We start from the raw sequence: 19,528 nt of genomic DNA on the forward strand, positions 1-19,528 counted from the left end.
GCGGGTGTTTTCGGCCACCTTCGCGCGTGCGAGTACGCTCACAGACGTGCCCTCCATGAACGAACTGGTCCGCCAGCACACCGCCCTCGACGACTCCGACCTGGAGTGGCTGCACCTGCTGGTCTCGGAGTGGCAACTGCTCTCCGACCTGTCCTTCGCCGACCTGGTCCTGTGGGTCCCCACCCGGGACGGCACCCGGTACGTCTCGGTCGCCCAGATGCGCCCGAACACCGGTCCCACCTCCTACCAGGACGACATGGTCGGCCACCTCGTCCCACGCGGCCGCCGGCCCATGCTGGACGCGGCCCTGGACGAGGGCCGGATCGTGCGCGAGGGCGACCCGGAGTGGCGCGAAGAGGTCCCCGTACGGGTCGAGTCCATCCCCGTACGACGCGAGGGCCGCGTGCTCGGCGTGATCGCCCGCAACACGAACCTGCTCACCGTCCGCACCCCGAGCCGGCTGGAGCTCACCTATCTCCAGAGCGCCTCGGACCTCGCGCAGATGATCGCCGCAGGATCGTTCCCCTTCCCGGACCAGCAGGTCGACATGGACGCCTCGCCGCGCGCCGGCGACGGACTGATCCGGCTCGACGCGGACGGGATCGTCCAGTACGCCTCCCCGAACGCCCTGTCCGCCTACCACCGGCTCGGGCTCGCCGCCGACCTGGTCGGCCACCACCTCGGACAGACCACCGCCGAACTCGCCCCGACCCGCGGCCCGGTGGACGAGGCGCTGGTCAAGCTCGCGAGCGGCTGGGCACCGCGCGAGTTCGAGATCGAGGCCCACGACGGGGCGATCCAGTTCCGGGCGATCCCGCTCAAGCCCAAGGGCACCCGGATCGGCTCGCTGGTGCTGTGCCGGGACGTCACCGAACTGCGGCGCCGCGAACGCGAATTGATCACCAAGGACGCCACCATCCGGGAGATCCACCACCGGGTGAAGAACAACCTCCAGACGGTCGCCGCCCTGCTGCGCCTCCAGGCGCGGCGGATCGAGTCCGAGCGCGGCCGGGAGGCCCTGGAGGAGGCCGTGCGCCGGGTCGGCTCCATCGCGATCGTGCACGAGACGCTGTCCCAGAACCTGGACGAGCGCGTGGAGTTCGACGACATCGCCGACCGGGTGCTGGCGATGGTCGCCGAGATCTCGCCGGGCAAGGTGACCGGCCGGCGCACCGGATGCTTCGGGATCCTCGACGCCGAGGTCGCCACCCCGCTGTCCATGGTCCTCACCGAGGTCCTCCAGAACGCCCTGGAGCACGGCTTCCGCGAGGGCGACACCGGCACGGTCGAGGTCTCCGCGGTCCGCGGCGGTACGACGAAGGAGGCTCGGCTCCTGGTCACGGTCCAGGACGACGGCGTCGGCCTGCCCGAGGGCTTCGACCCGCACCGCTCGGGCAACCTCGGCCTGCAGATCGTACGGACGCTGGTGGAGGGCGAGTTGGGCGGCTCGTTCGACATGGTCCCGGCGCCGGAGCGGGGCACCCGGGTGATCCTCGACCTTCCGGTGCGGTCGCAGAAGTAGCCGACGGCCCTGCCCGCAAAGGGAGTCGGCCACAGCAAAAAGCCCCGGACCGGTAGTGGTCCGAGGCTTGTGCTCGTTGCTGCTCTGCGTCATTGCTAAGCGCATCGGGGGATACTGCGCGCTGCGGCTCGGGGGCGGGAGATGCGCACGTGGTGTGCGCGCCGCCAAGCTCAGGCTGTCAGCAGGGGTGGGTAGGTCAGGCGGAGGCCTGACGAGCCCGGTTGCGGGCGGCGCGGCGCTTCATGGCGCGGCGCTCGTCCTCGCTGAGACCACCCCAGACGCCGGAGTCCTGACCGGACTCGAGCGCCCACTGCAGACACTGCTCGATCACCGGGCAGCGACGGCAGACGGCCTTGGCTTCCTCGATCTGCAGCAGCGCAGGACCGGTGTTGCCGATGGGGAAGAAGAGCTCGGGGTCTTCCTCGCGGCAAACGGCGTTGTGACGCCAGTCCATGGCTGCTACCTCTCCTTGGTATTACATGCACGTTGCTTGTGAATGTGAACGCTTTCACGAATCCCTCAACAAGTGAAGGGCCGACCGCCGAGATCTCCCCGGCGTGGTCCTGGGTTTGAGGAGGGGTTCTGTTGATCAGCGGAGGCCGGTGTTGCGGGCCGTCCCGATCGACACGTAGAGACTCGCAAACCTCGGCGACGGATACAACCCCTTCCGGAAAGTTTTTTTTGATTCCTCGGTGTCGACTAGGTCACAGCCGTACTTCCATGGGGTGGATCCTGGCCTAAACGTTCGAGTGAAAGGACTTTGGCCCGTTCCGCTCACACAATCACACGCAGTGCACGGCGTACGCCTGTGAACGTCACGCTCGTACGCAGCCCAAGGTGGTCGCCGTCCATCTGCAAGGGCAGAGGAGCCTTCGAATGCAAGGTGAACTGGTCCAGATCGTGCAGTGAGTGGGCGTGCCTGCCATGGGGTCCGCGCTCGGGGGACGAAGTGAGCAACTGGGTGCCATACCGGGCAACCGAGGCCGCCGACAGGCGGCTGAGACCGAGCACATCGAGGCCGGTGTCGAACGAGGCCTTAGGTGACGTGTACATCGGGCGATTGCCGAGATACGTCCATGGGGCCGTGTTCGACACTATGGCGACGACGAGTTCGGCGATCGGGTCCTCGCCGGCGCGTTCGAGCGTGATCAAGCCGTGCCGGCGGCTCGGCTCGCCGAGGTACTGCCGGACCACCTGGCGGACGTAGAGCCCGTGGGTCGAGGTCTTGCCGCGTTCGCGCTGCTGCTCGACCCGGCCGACCACGCCCGCGTCGAAGCCGAGTCCCGCGTTGAAGGTGAACCAGCGGTCCGGGACCGCCTCGTCCTCGGTGCCGGGCGTGCCCGAGGTCAGCCCGAGCCCGACGACCCGCTCCCGCCGCTCGCGCAGCGCGTCCAGCAGGGCGCCGGTGGCCTCGACGGGATCGTTGGGCAGACCGAGGGCGCGGGCGAACACGTTCGTGGAGCCGCCGGGCACCACGGCGAAGCCGGGCAGACGGTCCAGGTCGGGGCCGTCGTGCAGGAGGCCGTTGACCACCTCGTTGACCGTGCCGTCGCCGCCGAGGGCCACCACGAGGTCGATGTCGTCGCTGTCCGCCGCCTGCCGGCCGAGGTCGCGCGCGTGCCCGCGGTACTCGGTGGTGACCGCCTCCAGCTTCACCTCGCTGGCCAGCGCGTGGATCAAAACGTCACGCCTGCGTGCGCTGGTGGTGGTTGCCGCCGGATTGACCACGAGAAGTGCACGCATGGATGGCAGCGTACCTACTGGGTGGTACCCGGCGGACGCCGAGGTAGGGATCGGGTAAGAGAGGAAGGCGTGAGTCCTGACACTCCCGGACCTCCGGGGCGGCGGGAGGGCGCCGGCGGGGAGACGGCTACCCTGCTGGGGTGAGCAGTGAGCAGAAAGCCGCCGAGGAAGCCGCGGACACCACCGAAGCCGTCGCCGGACCGCGTCCGAGCCGGCTGACCTACGCTGCCGTGCTCGCCGCGCTGGAGGGCGTCGCCCTGGTGGCCGGCGGCCTCTGGATGGTCGTCCTCGGGATCTCCGGCGACGCCTCCGATCGGCAGCAGGGGATCTCCCTGGGGATCACCCTCGTCGTGCTCGCGCTGCTGCCGCTGCTCGCCGCGCGCGGTCTGCTGCTGCGGCGCGGCTGGAGCCGGGGCCCGGCGGTGATCACACAGCTGATGGCGCTTCCGGTGGCCTACAGCCTGCTCAAGGCCGACAGCATGGCCATCCCGGCCGGCATCGCCCTCGCGGTCGTCGCCGTCGCGGCGCTGGTCCTGCTCGTCAACCCCGCCACGACCCGGGCCCTCGGCATCAGGGGACCGGGCCGGAGCGAATAGCCGACTGCCCGGGGCTCACTCCTCGGGCTCACTCCTCCACGAGGAGCTTCTCCCGCAGCTGGGCCAGCGTGCGGGCCAGCAGCCGGGAGACGTGCATCTGGGAGATGCCGACCTCCTGTGCGATCTGCGACTGCGTCATGTTCCCGAAGAAGCGCAGCAGCAGGATGCGCTTCTCGCGCGGCGGCAGGTCCTCCAGCAGCGGCTTGAGGGACTCGCGGTACTCCACCCCCTCCAGCGCCTCGTCCTCGGCGCCGAGGGTGTCCGCGACCGCCGGGGACTCGTCGTCCGTGTCGGGGACGTCCAGGGACAGCGTGGAGTACGCGTTCGCGGACTCCAGGCCCTCCAGGACCTCCTCCTCCGAAATGGCGAGCTTCTCGGCCAGCTCGTGGACCGTGGGGGAGCGGCCGTGCAGCTGGGACAGCTCGGCCGTCGCCGTGGTCAGCGCGAGGCGCAGCTCCTGGAGCCGGCGCGGCACGCGCACCGCCCAGCCCTTGTCGCGGAAGTGCCGCTTGATCTCGCCGACGACGGTCGGGGTGGCGTACGTGGAGAACTCCACGCCGCGCTCCGGGTCGAACCGGTCGACGGACTTGATCAGGCCGATCGTGGCGACCTGGGTGAGGTCGTCCAAAGGCTCGCCGCGGTTGCGGAAGCGGCGTGCCAGGTGCTCCACGAGCGGCAGATGCATACGGACCAGTTGGTTGCGCAGCTCCGCGTACTCCGGGCTGCCCGCGTTCAGCTTGCGCAGCTCGACGAAGAGCGCCCGCGCCCCGCTGCGGTCCTGGGGGCCGTGCTGGACGGCCTGCACGGCCTCCGCGCCCGGCGCGGCGTCCCCGGCGTATCGCTCGTGCTCGCTCATCGTCCCGCCCGTAGCCCTTCCCCGAGCCCTCGCCCCCCCGTGGACGGCGGAGTCGGCGCCGGATCCCGCCGGCGCCGCGTCCCGCACGGCACCGGCACCGGCGGGCCGTGCGGAGTCGTCCACCGGGTGTGGTCTGGCCTGCTCGGGGATGCCGTCGATGCCGTCCGCCATGCGCCGCGAACCGTCCCGAGGAGGTTCCCCGGACATGCCGCCCGTGCTCGGCCAGGGGGCACCCCCGTCCCCGGCCGGCAGCTCCCGTGTGCCGCGCTCTTCGTCCCGCACCGGACCGTCCCCGTTCTTCCTCACGCCGGGCCGGGGCCCGCGCCACGCTGTTTGTAGAGGCTGATCGACACGGTCTTGTCCTCGTCGACGGCGGACGAGACCTTGCCCGCGAGGGCCGACAGCACGGTCCAGGCGAAGGTGTCCCGCGAGGGGGCGTGACCATCCGTGGTCGGCGCCGCGACCGTGACCTCCAGCGAGTCGTCGACGAGCCGGAAGACACAGCTGAGCACGGAGCCGGGCACGGCCTGTTGGAGCAGGATCGCGCAGGCCTCGTCCACGGCGATGCGCAGGTCCTCGATCTCGTCCAGGGTGAAGTCCAAGCGGGCCGCGAGACCGGCCGTGGCCGTCCGCAGCACCGACAGGTAGGCACCCGCGGCCGGCAGCCGGACTTCCACGAAGTCCTGATTCGCCGTGGGCTCGCCTGCGATCTGGGACACCCTCACCTCCATGGTGGTACAAGCTCTACGGGGCCGAGGGTCGCCCCCCGGGGTAACGCGTACGTGGTTCCGCGGTGACGCTATCGCGCTCCGAACAGTCCTGTCCCGGGGACCCCAACCCCCTGGCGTCACTCACAGTAAAGCTGTGGATACGCTCCGTGTCTAGAGGGTTTGCGGGCCCAAATGGGAAGAGCGCGCGCCGGGTTGACGTACCCAGGCGTCCGACGCTCGAACCGTCGTGCGGCCGCCACCGCATGCAGTGTCACACGAGGATGTGGTCCACGAAGCACCACCGCCAGTCCTCGCCGGGCTCGAAGGTCCGCATGACCGGGTGGCCGGACTCCTGGTGGTGTCCGGTCGCGTGCTGCCCCGGCGAGGAGTCGCAGCAGCCGACGTGACCGCAGGTGAGACACAACCGCAGCTGCACCGGGTGTGTGCCGTCCCGCAGACACTCCGGACAGGTCGGGGCGAGCGGCTCCGGTTCCGGGTGCGGCAGCGCGTCGGCGTGCGTGCACTGTTTCATGATTGCCAGATTACGACGGGTGTGCGGGTGACCGCGCGGAAAACGAGGGCGGGCGAGGATCATGGACGTGATGCCGCTGCTGTTGCTGGTGGCGGGCAGTGCGGGCATCGCGGGGGCCGCCCGGCGCACACCGGTGCCGGCACCCCTGCTGCTGGTCGCGGTGGGCCTGGCGATCTCGTACGTGCCCGGGATCCCGCACTACACGCTGGACCCCGAGGTCGTCCTGCCGCTGGTGCTCCCCCCGCTGCTGTACAAGGAGGGCACCGAGAGCTCGTACCTCGACCTGCGGGCCCAGATGCGGCCCGTGGGGCTGCTGTCGATCGGGTACGTGCTCTTCGCGACCTTCGCCGTCGGCTGGGCCGCCTACCTCGTCGTCCCCGGACTGCCGCTGCCCGCCGCGCTGGTGCTCGGCGCCGTCGTCGCGCCGACCGACGCCGTCGCGGCCGCGGCCATCGCGCGCCGGGTCGGGCTGCCGTCCCGGATCACCACCATCCTCCAGGGCGAGTCCCTGCTCAACGACGCCACCGCGATCACCGCCTACAAGGTGGCCCTCGCCGCGGCCGTCGGCGAGGGTGCCACCTGGTCGGGCGGCATCGGGGAGTTCCTGCGGGCCGCCGTCGGCGGTGTGCTCGTCGGACTGGTGCTCATGGTGCCGATCCACTGGCTGCGCACCCGCTTGAAGGAAGCGCTGCTCCAGAACACCCTCTCGCTGCTGATCCCGTTCGTCGCCTACGGCGTGGCCGAGCAGCTGCACGGCTCCGGCGTGCTCGCGGTCGTGGTGGTCGCGGTCTATCTCGGGCACCGCGCGTGGGAGGTCGACTTCGCCACCCGGCTCCAGGAGGACGCGGTGTGGCGGATGGTCGCCTTCCTGCTGGAGTCGGCGGTCTTCGCGCTGATCGGCCTGCAGCTGCCGACCGTTCTCCGGGGGCTCGGCGCCTATCGGGGGACCGACGCGGCCTGGTACGCGATCGCGGTCTTCGCCGTGGTCGTCGCGGCCCGGTTCGTGTGGGTGTTCCCGGCGGCCCTGCTGCCCCGCGCGCTGTCCCACCGCATCCGCGCACGCGAGGAGAGCCCCGGCTGGCGGGGGCCGGTCGTCACGTCGTGGGCCGCCATGCGCGGTGTGGTGTCCCTGGCCATCGCGTTCTCGATCCCGCTCACGGTGCACGGCGGCGCCCCCTTCCCGCAGCGGAACCTGATCCTCTTCCTGACCTTCACCACGGTCATCGGCACGCTGGTCGTGCAGGGGCTGACGCTCGCGCCGCTGATCCGCCTGATGAGGTTCCCCGGCCGCGACCGGCAGGCCGAGACGCTCGCCGAGGCCAACGCCCAGGCGCAGGCCTCCCGGGCAGCCGAGCGGCGCCTCGACGACCTCCTCGACGACGAGCGCAACGCCCTGCCGCCGCCGCTCGCCGACCGCCTGCGCACGGTCCTGGAGCGCCGCCGCAACGCCGTCTGGGAGCGCCTCGGCCAGACCAACCCCGTCACCGGCGAGTCCGTGGACGACACCTACCGTCGCCTCTCGCGCGAGATGATCAGCGCCGAGCGCGAGGTCTTCGTCAAGCTCCGCGACCACCGCTACATCGACGACGAGATGCTGCGCGCGCTGCTCAGACGCCTGGACCTGGAGGAGGCGGCGGCCTACCGGGAGGCGGGTTAGCCCTCCGGGAACGGCCGTCCGGTGACGACGGCGGCGATCGTGGTCCCGCGCGCGTGGGCACCCTCTTCCGCGCGGGCGACAAGGGCGTAGAGCAACTTGGCGACATAGAGACGTTCGACGGGCAGTCCGTGGCGGTCCTCGAAGTCCCGGGCGAACGCGTGCAGTTCGGGGGTCGTACGCGCGTACCCGCCGAAATGGAAGCGCTCGTCGAGGGACCAGTCGCCGGTGCGGCCGCCGAAGACACGTTCCTGCAGTGCCTCGGTGTCGCCCTCCAGGAAGCCGCCCCTGAGGACGGGCACGCCGAGCGCGCGCTGCCCGGGGGCGAGTCCCGCGGCGAGTCCCGCGAGGGTGCCACCGGTGCCGCAGGCGACGGCCACGACGTCCGCGCGCCCGCGCAGTTCCTCGCCGAGGGCCCGGCAGCCGTGCACGGCCACGCTGTTGCTGCCGCCCTCGGGGACGACGTACGCCGACTCGGCGCCGACCGCGCGCAGGATCGCGGCCAGGGTCTCCGGCTCGGCCTTGCGGCGATACGTCGATCTGTCGACGAAGTGCAGCCTCATGCCGTGGGCCGCGCACCGGGCCAGGGACGGGTTGAGCGGGTGCCCGGCCAGTTCCTCGCCGCGGACCACGCCCGTGGTCGGTATCCCGAGCAGGCGGCCCGCGGCGGCGGTGGCCCGCAGATGGTTGGACCAGGCCCCGCCGAAGGTGACCAGCGGCCGCCCGCCCGCCGCCGCGATGTTCGGCACCAGCTTGCGCCACTTGTTGCCGATCAGCTCCGGGTGGATGAGATCGTCCCGTTTGAGCAGCAGGCGCAGGCCGTGCCGCTCGAACCGCTCGTCCCGCACCTCGTGGAGAGGGGAGGGAAGGCGGGGCGCGAGGGAGTCGGGGCCGGTCACACTTCATTGTCGCCCGGCGCGGGCGCCCGGCCGCCACGGCGCTACCCCTTCAGCCGCCCCCCGACCCGCCCCCGCAGCCACTCCATCGTGAAGCCCCGCGGGTCCACCTTCCCCGGCTGCCACTCCAGGTGCCCGATGACCGAACGCTCCGTCCAGCCGTGCCGCCGGCACACCGCCGCGGCCACGCGCGTGATCGCCTCCAGCTGGACGTCCGGCCACGGGTCCGCGCCGTCGCCGAGGTTCTCGCACTCGAAGCCGTAGAAGTGCCGGTTGCCGTCGGTGTCCGCCTGGCTGTCCGGCGGCAGCGCCTGCTCGGCGATCACCGCGCGCAGTACGCCGTCGTCGCCGAGCCCGGCGTGGTCGGCGCGGCCGTGGCCGACCAGGTGCACCGTGCCGTCCTTGGTGATCACGCCGTGGCACAGCGGGCCCGGCAGCGACCGGTAGCCGTCCCGGCAGAGCCGCACCGTGGCCGCGCTGCCCCGGGTCACCGTGTGGTGGATCATCACGCCGTGCACCGGCCCCCAGGGACCCTTGTGGTTGCGATGGTGGTGCCGCCAGTCGCCGACCTCGACGACCGTGACGCCCTCGGCGCGCAGAACGTCCAGAAACGTGCTCGCGGACATGGGTGGGGCCATGCCGCCTCCTCTTCGCTCCGTCGTGCAGAAAGGGCCCGTGTGCTGTACAAGGTCCCCTTTCATGCCCAGCCGTCCGATGATCCAATCCCGCTCTTTCGGGTAATGGCGACGGCACGTTCCGTGATGGAAGGCTCGGTCCCGAGACCGGTGCCCGTGCGATCCGGCACCAGCCATACATGGGAGGACATTTCCTTATGTCGGTAGGCGAAGAGGTCCGCACGGAAGAGGGCAAGCCGCAGCAGTCCCTCGGGACGGCGGCCGCGCGGAACCTGGCCACCACCACCAAGTCCGTTCCGCAGATGCAGGAGATCAGCTCCCGCTGGCTGCTGCGCACGCTCCCGTGGGTGGACCTGAAGGGCGGCACGTACCGCGTCAACCGGCGCCTGGCGTACACCGTCGGCGACGGCCGCATCACCTTCGTGAAGACGGGTGACCAGGTCGAGGTCATCCCGGCCGAACTGGGCGAGCTGCCGGCCCTGCGCGCGTACGACGACGAGGGGGTGCTGTCGGAGCTGGCCCGGCGCTGCCGCCAGCGCGACTTCGCCCCCGGCGAGGTCATCGCCGACTTCGGCAACCCGACCAACGAGGTGTACCTGCTGGCGCACGGCAGGGTCGAGAAGGTCGGCACCGGCCCCTACGGCGACGACGCCGTCCTCGGAGTCCTCGCCGACGGCGCCTACTTCGGCGAGGCGGCGCTGCTGGACCCGGACGCCATCTGGGAGTTCACCGTCCGCGCGGCCACTCCCACCACGGTGCTGATCCTCAGCCGCCAGGACTTCGAGCAGGTCGCGGAGCGCTCGGACAGCCTGCGCGGGCACCTGGAGCAGCTGCGCGCGGTGCCCGAGCAGCGGACCAACAAGTACGGCGAGAAGGAGGTCGAGCTGGCGGCCGGCCACACCGGCGAGCCCGACATCCCGCACACCTTCGTCGACTACGAGCCGCGCCCGCGCGAGTACGAGCTGAGCATCGCCCAGACCGTGCTGCGCATCCACACGCGCGTGGCCGATCTGTACAACCAGCCGATGAACCAGACCGAGCAGCAGTTGCGGCTCACGGTCGAGGCGCTCAAGGAGCGCCAGGAGCACGAGCTGATCAACAACCGCGACTTCGGCCTGCTCAACAACTGCGAGTACGACCAGCGGATCCAGCCGCACGACGGCGTGCCCAGCCCGGACGACATGGACGAGTTGCTCAGCCGCCGCCGCAGCACCAAGCTGTTCCTCGCCCACCCGCGCGCGATCGCCGCGTTCGGGCGCGAGCTGAACAAGCGGGGCCTGGTTCCCGAGAGCGTCGAGGTCAACGGCAACCGCATCCCGACCTGGCGCGGTGTGCCGATCTACCCGTGCAACAAGATCCCGGTCACCGAGCAGCGCACCACGTCGATCATCGCGATGCGTACCGGCGAGGACGAGCAGGGCGTCATCGGCCTGCGGCAGTCGGGCATCCCGGACGAGATCGAGCCGAGCCTGTCGGTGCGGTTCATGGGCATCAACGAACAGGCCGTCATCAACTACCTGGTGACGGCCTACTACTCGGCCGCCGTGCTGGTGCCGGACGCGCTCGGTGTGCTGGAGAACGTCGAGATCGGCCGGTGGGGGTGACGTTTCCGCACTTCGGAGCCGTGTTCTCGGCCGCCCGGGCGGGTAGACCCTCGGCACACGTGTCCGGCCGGTCCGGAGAGGCCGGCGTCCGGGGACCTGGCGAGGGGAAGACATGGCCGAGTTCATGACGGAGACCGAAGAGCGCTCCCCCGCCGTGCCCCACCCGGGCACGGCGGGGGATACCCGGGGGAACACGCAGGACACGCAGAACGCACAGCGCGGCCAGAGCGGGCAGGGCAGGACGGAGAACGGCGACCGCGGTCCGGCCGACGGTGCGGAGGGCCACGAGGCGGCGGCGCTGCTGGAGCGCACCAGGGCCGTGGTCGACCCGGGGCTGCGTGCGGCGCTTGAGTCGCTGCCCGGCTCCCTGCGCCGCATCGCCCTCTACCACTTCGGCTGGCAGCACGCCGACGGCAGCCCGGCGGCGGCGGGCGGCGGCAAGGCCATAAGGCCCGCGCTCGTCCTGGCAGCGGCCGCCGCCCTCGGCGGCCCGGCGGCCCGTACGGCGTCCGTCCCGGCGGCGGTGGCGGTCGAACTGGTCCACAACTTCACGCTGTTGCACGACGACGTGATGGACCGCGACACCTCCCGCCGGCACCGCCCCACGGCCTGGACGGTGTTCGGCGACACCGACGCGATCCTCGCCGGGGACGCCCTGCTGGCCCTGGCCCTGCGGCTGCTCGCCGAGGACCCGCACCCGGCCGGCGCCGCGGCCGCGGCCCGGCTCGCGAACTGCGTGGTGGAGCTGTGCGCCGGGGAGCACACCGACACGGACCTGGAACACCGCGCCCCGGACGAGGTCACCCTCGACGAGGTGCTGGCCATGGCCGAGTCGAAGACCGGGGCGCTGCTGGGCTGCGCCTGCGCCCTCGGCGCGCTGTACGCGGGCGCCGGACCCCAGGAGGTGGCCGCGCTGGACGGCTTCGGCCGCCAGGCCGGGCTCGCCTTCCAGCTGATCGACGACGTCATCGGCATATGGGGTGACCCGCGGCGCACCGGGAAGCCGGCCGGGGCGGACCTCGCCGCCCGCAAGAAGTCGCTGCCGGTGGTGGCGGCGCTCGCGTCCGGTACGGAGGCGGCGGCCGAGCTGGCCGGGCTGTACGCCACGCCGTATGTCACCGGGGACGCCGACGGCGTCGCGCGGACGGCGCTGGCCGTGGAGCGGGCCGGCGGCCGGGACTGGGCGCAGGCCGAGGCGGCCGACCGGATGGCCCGCGCCGTGCAGGAGCTGGCCCGCGCGGTCCCCGCCCCGGAGGCGGAAGGTCTGCTGGCGCTCGCCGAGTTCGTGACCCGGCGCAGCGCGTAGCGCCCGGCCGGGGGATCCGCGATGCGCCGGCGGGCGTCTGCGGCGCCGTCGTGGCCGGTCTCGCCCCTGCGGCGGCGGTCGGAAGGACCCCGGACCCCGGTCGCCGTGCGGCTCCTGACCCCGTACGGCGGCCGGGGCTCCGGTTGAGGCGGTCCCCGCACATCCCCACAGTGTGCGGGGCCCGCCGCTGTGCGCGGGGCGACGGAAAACGTCATGGCTCCGGAGCGCCGGCGACGTACCGTGAACGCATGCCGAAACTGCCCCCCATCCTCCACATCACCGAACGCTCCCTGTGGGAGGCGGCCCGCGAGCGCGGCAGCTACGAGGTGTCCACGCGCGGCCGTACCCTCCAGGAAGAGGGCTTCATCCACTTCTCCACGCGCGAACAGCTCCCGCGCATCGCCGCCTTCCTCTACGGCGACTACGACGGCCCGGACGAGCTGGTCGTGCTCGTCGTGGACCCGGCCCTGGTCGGCGTGCCGGTGAAGTACGAGGCGATGGAGCCGAACGGCGAGGAGTTCCCGCACGTGTACGGGCCGCTGCCCGTCGGCGCGGTGGTGGAGGTGGAGCCCTGGGGGTGAGCGGTGCGGGGGCGCGCGCCGGCGGTGGCGCCGGGCGGTGGCGGTCTGGGCGGCCGCCGTCGCCGTGGGCGGAGGCCTCGCGCTCGCACTCCAGGAGGACGCCCGGCCCCGTGGGCCGTGCAGCCGGCAGAACCCGGTGCCTCGCCCGCGCCGGGCCCGGCGAGCACGCGGGCCCGGCGGACGGCGAGGCCGTGTGCCCGCCGGGTCCGCCGCCCGACCGGGCCGCCGCGTCCGGGCACGCCGCGGTCATCCGCCTCTACGCGACGTCGTCCCGCCGAGCGGCCGGCAGGCCGCCCGTCTCGGGGTCGCGGCCGGTCAGGCAGTAGACGCCGCCGGCCGGATCGCGCATCACCGACCAGTGCGGGCCGTGTGCCACCGGGACGGCTCCCAGCTCCTCGTGCCGGGCACGGACCGCGGGGATGTCCGTACAGGCGAGGTCGAGATGGGCGGCGGCCGGTCGCTCGGAGTCGAGCCGCTGGAGCAGGATCCGCACGGGCAGTCCCGCCGGCGGCCGCAGCGCCTCGAACTCCGGCCGGGAACCCGTCAGCCGCTCCCAGCCCGTGAGCGCGGCCCAGAAGTCCGACTCGGCGGCGTACGCGGACGGCGGGATGTCGAGGCAGACCTGATCCAGCCGGCTGCCCGCCACCACGGGTGGCCGTACCGCCTCGCCGTGCCAGGGCACCAGGCAGAACAACTGCCCGGCGGGGGAGCGCAGTACGACCCGGTCGCCGTGGTCCGCGACCGGGTCGGCACCGAGGGCGCGGGCTGCCCCGGCCGACTCCCGCACGTCCTCCACGCACAGGCCGAGATGGGCGCCGCCGTCCCCCTCGGTCACCCCCTGGAGCTTCACGCACGCGTCCGCCCCGGTGGCCGGGTCGGGCAGCAGGGCCAGGACCTCGCCCCGCTCGCCCCGGGGTTCGGACGGCCGGGTGCCGGTGACCGAGGTCCAGAAGGCAAGGGCCTCGGGCAGTCGGCCGGCGGGGCGGTCGGCGAAGGCGTACGACCAGCGAATGATCACGCTCCGGAGTGTAGGGGCGAACTCCCGCGCCGTCGCCGGGCTTTCGCCACACCTGCTGCCACACCCGCTGCCGTGCCCGCCGCCGGCCGCTACTCCGCGGGCCGCTGGAGGAAGCGCAGCTGGTTGCCCGCCGGGTCACGGAAGGCGCAGTCGCGTACGCCGTACGGCTGGTCCGTCGGCTCCTGCAGCACGTCGGCGCCGGACTCGCGCACCCGCTCGTACAGGGCGTCGCAGTCCTCGGTCGTGAAGATGACGCCCCGGAGCATGCCCTTGGCGAGCAGTTCGGCCATCGCCTGCCGGTCGGCGGGGGAGGCGTCCGGGTTCGCGCCCGGCGGCTCCAGCACGATCTCGACGTCCGGCTGGAGCGGCGAGCCCAGCGTCACCCAGCGCATGCCCTCGAAGCCCACGTCGTTACGGACCTCCAGGCCGAGCACGTCGCGGTAGAAGGCGAGCGCCTTGTCGTGGTCGTCCACCGAGATGAAGCACTGCTTGAGTTTCACGTCCATGACCTCACGCTAGGCCCGCCCGGGTGCGGGCGCGCGAGTTTGGTACGGGGCGCAGGGAGCCGGGGTCAGTAGGGTCTGCGGCGCGGGCGGGTGAACGTACGGGCCACGCAGGACGGGATCACCGCGCTCTCCTCGTGGTCCCGGGCGCGGTAGGCGCTCGGTGTCTCCCCGACCAGCTCGGTGAAGCGGGAGCTGAAGGAGCCGAGCGACGTACAGCCCACGGCGAGGCACACCTCGGTCACCGTGAGGTCGCCCCGGCGCAGCAGTGCCTTGGCCCGCTCGATCCTGCGGGTCATCAGATAGCTGTACGGCGTCTCGCCGAAGGCCTTGCGGAAGCTGCGCTGGAAGTGGCCCGGGGACATGTGGGCGCCCCGGGCCAGCTCGGTCATGTCGAGCGGCTCGGCGTACTCACGGTCCATCCGGTCGCGCACGCGGCGCAGCCGTCTGAGGTCCTCCAGGACGGTCATCCGTGCCTCCTCGGTCGCGTTCACAGCGTGGCACAGGGCACCGACACCGGGAGATCCGACGTTTCCGCACACGAGCACACAACAGAGTCCCCCGTCTTCGACACGCCGTTCGCCTTCAGTTCTCCGTGCATTGGCCTGCCCTTGCCAGCCTTGCGGAATGGACCACATCACGTTCCTCGTGGCGGTCGTCATCGTCACGGCTCTGGCGTTCGACTTCACGAACGGATTCCACGACACCGCGAACGCGATGGCCACCTCCATCGCCACCGGTGCGCTCAAACCGCGTACAGCGGTCCTGGTCAGCGGGGTCCTCAACATCGTCGGGGCCTTCCTGTCCACCGAGGTCGCGAAGACGATCTCCGGCGGGATCGTGGACGACACACTGGTCAGCCCGGCGATGATCTTCGCGGGGCTGGTCGGGGCGATCCTGTGGAACCTGGTGACCTGGCTCGCCGGACTCCCCTCCAGTTCCTCCCACGCCCTCTTCGGCGGACTGATCGGCGCGGTCTGGGTCGGCGCGGGCTCCCACGGCGTGCACCTCGACAAGGTTGTCGAGAAGGTGCTCCTCCCCGCGGTGGTCTCCCCGGTCGTGGCCGGTGTGGCGGCGCTGGTCGCCACCTACCTCGCCTACAGGCTCAGCGCCCGCGCCCGCCAGGACTCGGTGACGAAGGGCTTCCGGCTCGGCCAGATCGCCTCCGCCTCCCTGGTCTCGCTCGCCCACGGCACGAACGACGCGCAGAAGACCATGGGCGTGATCACGCTGACCCTGATCTCGGCGGGCGCGCTCGGCCATGAGGCGGGCCCGCCGGTGTGGGTGATCGGCTCGGCCGGCGTGGCCATCGGCCTCGGCACCTACCTGGGCGGCTGGCGGATCATCCGCACCATGGGCAAGGGCCTCGCGGAGATCCAGTCCCCGCAGGGCTTCGCCGCCGAGACCGCGTCCACGGCGGTGATCCTCACCTCCGCCCACCTCGGCTTCGCGCTGTCCACCACGCAGGTCGCCTCCGGCAGCATCCTCGGCGCGGGCCTGGGCCGCAGGCTCGCGGAGGTCCGCTGGGGCGTGGCCGGCCGCATGGTGCTGGCCTGGCTGATCACGCTGCCCGCGGCGGCGCTGGTCGGCGGCCTCGCGGCGAGCGTCGTCAAGCACGGCGGCAACGTCGGTACGGCCGTGATCGCGCTGGTCGCCCTGGCCCTCGCCGGGGTCATCGTCGCCGCGTCCCGCCGCAACCCGGTGCGCGCCGACAACGTCAACGACCACCACGAGGTCACCCTTCGCACCTCGGCCCCGACCAAGGTCGGCACGGCCGCCTGAACCCCCGGGAGTCCCTCATGCATGTCGACTGGTCCGCCCTCGGCCGCGTGGCCGCGGTCAGCCTCGGCGTCACGGTCGCCGTGGTCGTCGTCTTCACCTTCGGTGTCCTCGGCCTGTCCCGCGCCGACGCCGCGCGCGACGCCGCGGACGACGGCACCGGCGGCGCGGACGGCCGCGCCCAGGCAGGCCTGTGCTTCCTCGCCTGCGCGGCGGTGGTGGCGTACGGGATCTATCTGATCGTGCCGCAGTTCCACTGAGTCGGTGCGTACGTCCGAGGGGCCCGGCCGCGGGAACGGCCGGGCCCTTGGCATGCGGGACGAGGAAAGTGGGGCCCGCAAGGTCTGCGCCCTCGCCGAGGCCGAGCGCCGCGTGCCCGCCGTCCGCCCGAAGGGGCCCCTGGCATGGCGGAGCGGCAGCCACCACGCGCCCTGCACTGCCGCCCGGCCGCCTGTCGCGCCCGGCACGAGGCCGACCGACCGCGATCTACGCCGAGGCCACGGCGGGCGCCGGCGCGCTCGGCCGGCTGCGCGAGGCGCTCGACGTCGCCGGGGACGGTGTTCAGCCTCCGATCGCTTGGAGTGAGGTCCACAGTGCCACCACCGCGAGCAGCAAGGTGGCCGGTGCGGCGAGCAGGCCGAGTCGGGTGAACTCGCCCAGGGCCACGTCGGTGTCGTGTTCGCGCACGATCCTTCGCCACAGCAGGGTGGCCAGCGAGCCGGCGTAGGTGAGGTTCGGGCCGATGTTGACGCCGAGGAGGACGGCCAGGACGGCGCCCGGGCCGGCGGGGGCGGTCAGAGGGAGCAGGACCAGGACGGCGGGCAGGTTGTTGATGATGTTGGCCAGTACGGCTGCCAGCGCCGCGATGGCGAGGAGGGCCGGAAGGCTTGTGCCGCCGGGTACCAGGTGGCCCAGTGCGTCGGCGAGTCCGTTGTCGACCACGGCCCGGACCACGATGCCCAGGGCCAGGACGAAGGCGCAGAACGGCAGGGCAGCGGACCGGACGATCGCGGTGGGCGTGGTGCGGCGCCGGGCCAGCGCGCGGGCCGCCAGAACGGCCGCGCCCGCAGCTGCCGCCCAGGCCGGGTTGATGCCGACCGCCGAGGTCAGGACGAAGCCTGCAAGGGTGCCCGCCACCGTCACCAGGGCGAACAGCGGCAGTTCGCGGGCTTCGTCGGTGGGCGGGGGCTGGGCGCCGACGTCCAGGTCGGTGGCGAAGAAGCGGCGGATGACCATGTACTCGGCACCGATGGCGACCAGCCAGGGCAGTGCCATCAGAGCGGCGAAGCGGGTGAGGCTCAAGCCGCTGGCGGCGAACGCCAGGAGGTTGGTGAGGTTGGAGACGGGCAGCAGCAGCGAGGCGGTGTTGGACAGGTGGGTGCAGGCGTACACGTGCGGTTTGGCGCGGGCGCCCAGTCGCGCGGCGGTGGCGAACACGACCGGGGTCAGCAGCACCACCGTGGCGTCCAGGCTGAGCACCGCGGTGATCAACGAGGCGACCACGAACACCAGCACCAGCAGGCGACGGGGGCGGCCGGCCGCTCTGCGGGCCATCCAGGCACCGCAGGCGTGGAAGAGGCCCTCGTCGTCGCAGAGCTGGGCCAGGACCAGGACGGCCGCGAGGAAGCCGATCACCGGGCCCAGTCGGATGACCTCGGCCGCCGCATGGTCGAGGGAGATCGCACCCGTGGCGATGACCACTCCGGCGGCAGGGACGGCCACGATCGCCTCCGGCCACCCCCACGGCCGGATCACCGCGCAGGCCGGCACCACCAGGAGCAGGGCGACAGAGAAGGCTTCTGCGAGTGCGGTGTTCAGGGTCAGAGCCTTTCGGGCGATGCCGGTGGTGAAAGGTCGCGCCGGGTCGGCGGCGGCTGGCGTCGAGCACGTCGCGTTCGTGGGGAGCGTGCCGCACCCCTGGCAAGTAGTAGAATATTAAACTAGCGGGTCCGACCTGGCGCCCGGTGTTCAATGTGGCCGTATGCGCCTGACATGCCTTCGAATCGATCGAGGGCGGGCTGCGGAAGCATCCCGTGAAGTGAGCAAAACGTGGAGGTCATGTGAAATATGGCCAACCTGGTGGCCACTTGCATGCGCGTAAACCTCGCGTGACACCGAGGCCCCGGCGGTGCCCGCCCGCCGTGTCGGGCCAGGCGTAAATGACTGGAAATTGAACTAATGGTCGACGGGCGCACTACGGTTTGCGGCGGTTGCTGTTCCACCGAGAGGAAAACCCCTCATGACCGCCGCCGACAGCGCACCGATCACGGCCCGCATCCTCACCGGCTACCGCCCGGAGGACGGCTTCGTGGCCGTGGAGCTGAACCCGCCCCCCGCCGAATACGTCTGGCACGACGAAGACGCCGAGCAGCAAGAGGAGCGGTACGGCCCGGGCGTGGGATACCACCAATGGTTGGCCATCGACGCGCAGAGCGGTGCGGTCTGGTTCGGGGACGTCGACTGGCGGGCCTCGCGCGAGGACCTGAAGCGCCAGCTCCCCGGTGTCCCGCGCAGCGCACTCGGCGACGGGACGCTGCCGGCCCCCGGCGTTCTCGTGTACCTGCTGACCCACCTTGCGCACGACGGGCAGCGCGGCTACTCCTGGCGCTTCTTCACCGCCGAGGAGTTGCATGCGCTCGCGTTGCGCATACTCCCCGCCGTACAGCGGCTCGTGGACTCGATACACCGTACGGGACCGGCCGGCGAACTGGAGTGGTCCGCCGAGGCCGCCACCGCCTGGGACGACATCGAGCAGGCCGCCACCTACACCTTCGCTCCCTCCGGAGCGGTCGTCTGGCCCAGGCTCCGGATGAGCCCGGTCCCAGCGTGGCGGGTCGAGGTCGGCGCGTTCCTCGCGAGCAACCCCGACCTGTGCGACCCGTCCTGGGGAGTGGCCACCGACGCGGAACTGGAGGCTTACGCCGACTACCGGCCCGACTCGGGCTACGGCGGTGTCCCGGGGCGGATGTGCCGCCCCGCCGACCGGCAGATCGAGGACGGTTTCACCTTCTACGGCCACCGCGCCGCCCTGTACGCCTATCGCGCCCGGGCGTGCGGCGACCGTTCCCCGACGGAGGCCCGCACCTGGCTGGAGACAACAGAGGCCGGCAGGGGCACCTGGGAGGCGGCCAAGCCCCCCGGCGCCACGCTCGCCGATGTGCCGGACTGTGTGCTGGCGGCCTTGGCCGAACGCTTCCAGAGCGCCGCGCACGAGGAGGGGTTGGTCCTGACGGGCCTGTCCGCCTATCTGCAGCGGTTGCGCGCCGACGAACGGGCCTCCGTCGACCGGCAACTTGTCTACGAAGGCGAGGAGGTCGAACGTCTCGAAAGCATGCTCAGGGACTTCCGCGCCGCGCGGAACCGCACCGTGACCCGGATACTGGCGTGGGCCGACGGCCGCGACGACGCGGAGATAGCCCGCCTGGCCTCCATCTCCCATGACTACGTCCGTGACTGGCGGGCCCGCCTGACCACCGAACAGGCCACGGCGACGCCTTAGGCCGTTTCTGATGGCTCTTGCTGGTTTGGTGGATCAGCTCTTCGGCTGGGCAGGTGCGCTTCATGGTGCGGCGACATGAGCTCACGGATGCGCA

Annotated in this window: 20 protein-coding genes; 9 read left to right on the forward strand and 11 right to left on the reverse strand. The window is 72.0% G+C overall.

Annotated features, from left to right (window positions below):
* Positions 1–55 precede the first annotated feature (55 nt).
* Positions 56–1,522 (forward strand): sensor histidine kinase, encoded by a 1,467-nt coding sequence (locus ACZ4MF_RS17240; RefSeq protein WP_356029123.1) that lies wholly within the window; start codon positions 56–58, stop codon positions 1,520–1,522.
* A gap of 196 nt (positions 1,523–1,718) precedes the next feature.
* Here the strand turns inward: ACZ4MF_RS17240 and ACZ4MF_RS17245 are convergent, their stop codons facing one another.
* On the reverse strand, positions 1,719–1,976 hold the full coding sequence (locus ACZ4MF_RS17245) for a WhiB family transcriptional regulator (protein ID WP_003992873.1): 258 nt from the start codon (positions 1,974–1,976) through the stop codon (positions 1,719–1,721).
* Positions 1,977–2,296: 320 nt separating this feature from the next.
* Complete coding sequence (locus tag ACZ4MF_RS17250; protein WP_467492809.1) at positions 2,297–3,265, reverse strand: diacylglycerol/lipid kinase family protein; 969 nt, start codon at positions 3,263–3,265, stop codon at positions 2,297–2,299.
* A gap of 140 nt (positions 3,266–3,405) precedes the next feature.
* Here ACZ4MF_RS17250 and ACZ4MF_RS17255 point away from each other — a divergent pair, with 140 nt between their 5' ends.
* Complete coding sequence (locus ACZ4MF_RS17255) at positions 3,406–3,861, forward strand: hypothetical protein (protein WP_467492810.1); 456 nt, start codon at positions 3,406–3,408, stop codon at positions 3,859–3,861.
* A gap of 28 nt (positions 3,862–3,889) precedes the next feature.
* On the opposite strand, the gene ACZ4MF_RS17260 is transcribed toward ACZ4MF_RS17255, so the two are convergent.
* From ACZ4MF_RS17260 to ACZ4MF_RS17270, 3 genes are all read right to left on the reverse strand, one after another.
* On the reverse strand, positions 3,890–4,999 hold the full coding sequence (locus ACZ4MF_RS17260) for an RNA polymerase sigma factor SigF (protein ID WP_467492811.1): 1,110 nt from the start codon (positions 4,997–4,999) through the stop codon (positions 3,890–3,892).
* A gap of 20 nt (positions 5,000–5,019) precedes the next feature.
* Positions 5,020–5,436, reverse strand: a complete 417-nt coding sequence (locus tag ACZ4MF_RS17265; RefSeq protein ID WP_031163342.1) for an ATP-binding protein — start codon at positions 5,434–5,436, stop codon at positions 5,020–5,022.
* Positions 5,437–5,698: 262 nt separating this feature from the next.
* The gene (locus ACZ4MF_RS17270; RefSeq protein WP_356028922.1) at positions 5,699–5,959 is read right to left on the reverse strand and encodes a UBP-type zinc finger domain-containing protein; all 261 of its coding nucleotides are present in this window, start codon (positions 5,957–5,959) and stop codon (positions 5,699–5,701) included.
* 61 nt (positions 5,960–6,020) lie between these two features.
* On the opposite strand from ACZ4MF_RS17270, the gene ACZ4MF_RS17275 reads away from it, so the two are divergent.
* Positions 6,021–7,616 carry a Na+/H+ antiporter gene (locus ACZ4MF_RS17275; protein WP_467492812.1) on the forward strand — a complete coding sequence of 532 codons (1,596 nt, stop codon included), beginning with the start codon at positions 6,021–6,023 and terminating at the stop codon, positions 7,614–7,616.
* Here ACZ4MF_RS17275 and ACZ4MF_RS17280 read toward each other — a convergent pair.
* The gene (locus ACZ4MF_RS17280) at positions 7,613–8,512 is read right to left on the reverse strand and encodes a 1-aminocyclopropane-1-carboxylate deaminase/D-cysteine desulfhydrase (protein ID WP_467492813.1); all 900 of its coding nucleotides are present in this window, start codon (positions 8,510–8,512) and stop codon (positions 7,613–7,615) included. The two genes, ACZ4MF_RS17275 and ACZ4MF_RS17280, sit on opposite strands and share 4 nt — an antisense overlap.
* 41 nt (positions 8,513–8,553) lie before the next feature.
* The gene (locus ACZ4MF_RS17285) at positions 8,554–9,147 is read right to left on the reverse strand and encodes an N-acetylmuramoyl-L-alanine amidase (protein ID WP_467492814.1); all 594 of its coding nucleotides are present in this window, start codon (positions 9,145–9,147) and stop codon (positions 8,554–8,556) included.
* Positions 9,148–9,341: 194 nt separating this feature from the next.
* On the opposite strand from ACZ4MF_RS17285, the gene ACZ4MF_RS17290 reads away from it, so the two are divergent.
* The 3 genes from ACZ4MF_RS17290 to ACZ4MF_RS17300 all read left to right on the forward strand — a co-directional run bounded on the left by ACZ4MF_RS17290 (position 9,342) and on the right by ACZ4MF_RS17300 (position 12,635).
* On the forward strand, positions 9,342–10,748 hold the full coding sequence (locus ACZ4MF_RS17290; RefSeq protein WP_467492815.1) for a family 2B encapsulin nanocompartment shell protein: 1,407 nt from the start codon (positions 9,342–9,344) through the stop codon (positions 10,746–10,748).
* Positions 10,749–10,860: 112 nt separating this feature from the next.
* Positions 10,861–12,054, forward strand: a complete 1,194-nt coding sequence (locus tag ACZ4MF_RS17295) for a family 2 encapsulin nanocompartment cargo protein polyprenyl transferase (RefSeq protein ID WP_467492816.1) — start codon at positions 10,861–10,863, stop codon at positions 12,052–12,054.
* Between the two features lie 248 nt (positions 12,055–12,302).
* A complete protein-coding gene (locus tag ACZ4MF_RS17300; protein WP_467492817.1) occupies positions 12,303–12,635 on the forward strand; it encodes a DUF952 domain-containing protein in 333 nt (110 codons plus the stop codon).
* Positions 12,636–12,891: 256 nt separating this feature from the next.
* Here ACZ4MF_RS17300 and ACZ4MF_RS17305 read toward each other — a convergent pair whose 3' ends face one another.
* From ACZ4MF_RS17305 to ACZ4MF_RS17315, 3 genes are all read right to left on the reverse strand, one after another.
* Positions 12,892–13,653 (reverse strand): VOC family protein, encoded by a 762-nt coding sequence (locus ACZ4MF_RS17305; protein ID WP_467492818.1) that lies wholly within the window; start codon positions 13,651–13,653, stop codon positions 12,892–12,894.
* 89 nt (positions 13,654–13,742) lie between these two features.
* Positions 13,743–14,159 (reverse strand): VOC family protein, encoded by a 417-nt coding sequence (locus ACZ4MF_RS17310; RefSeq protein WP_071376507.1) that lies wholly within the window; start codon positions 14,157–14,159, stop codon positions 13,743–13,745.
* A gap of 65 nt (positions 14,160–14,224) precedes the next feature.
* A complete protein-coding gene (locus ACZ4MF_RS17315) occupies positions 14,225–14,626 on the reverse strand; it encodes a helix-turn-helix transcriptional regulator (protein ID WP_071384220.1) in 402 nt (133 codons plus the stop codon).
* Positions 14,627–14,783: 157 nt separating this feature from the next.
* Between ACZ4MF_RS17315 and ACZ4MF_RS17320 the strand changes: the two genes are divergently transcribed.
* Both ACZ4MF_RS17320 and ACZ4MF_RS17325 read left to right on the forward strand, forming a co-directional pair.
* A complete protein-coding gene (locus ACZ4MF_RS17320; RefSeq protein WP_362818601.1) occupies positions 14,784–15,938 on the forward strand; it encodes an inorganic phosphate transporter in 1,155 nt (384 codons plus the stop codon).
* Between the two features lie 17 nt (positions 15,939–15,955).
* A complete protein-coding gene (locus ACZ4MF_RS17325; RefSeq protein ID WP_467492819.1) occupies positions 15,956–16,195 on the forward strand; it encodes a hypothetical protein in 240 nt (79 codons plus the stop codon).
* Between the two features lie 301 nt (positions 16,196–16,496).
* Here ACZ4MF_RS17325 and ACZ4MF_RS17330 read toward each other — a convergent pair whose 3' ends face one another.
* Complete coding sequence (locus tag ACZ4MF_RS17330) at positions 16,497–17,753, reverse strand: SLC13 family permease (protein WP_467492835.1); 1,257 nt, start codon at positions 17,751–17,753, stop codon at positions 16,497–16,499.
* A gap of 421 nt (positions 17,754–18,174) precedes the next feature.
* Between ACZ4MF_RS17330 and ACZ4MF_RS17335 the strand changes: the two genes are divergently transcribed.
* The gene (locus ACZ4MF_RS17335; protein ID WP_467492820.1) at positions 18,175–19,434 is read left to right on the forward strand and encodes a hypothetical protein; all 1,260 of its coding nucleotides are present in this window, start codon (positions 18,175–18,177) and stop codon (positions 19,432–19,434) included.
* Positions 19,435–19,528 lie beyond the last annotated feature (94 nt).

Source organism: Streptomyces sp. NPDC025793, from assembly GCF_055558375.1.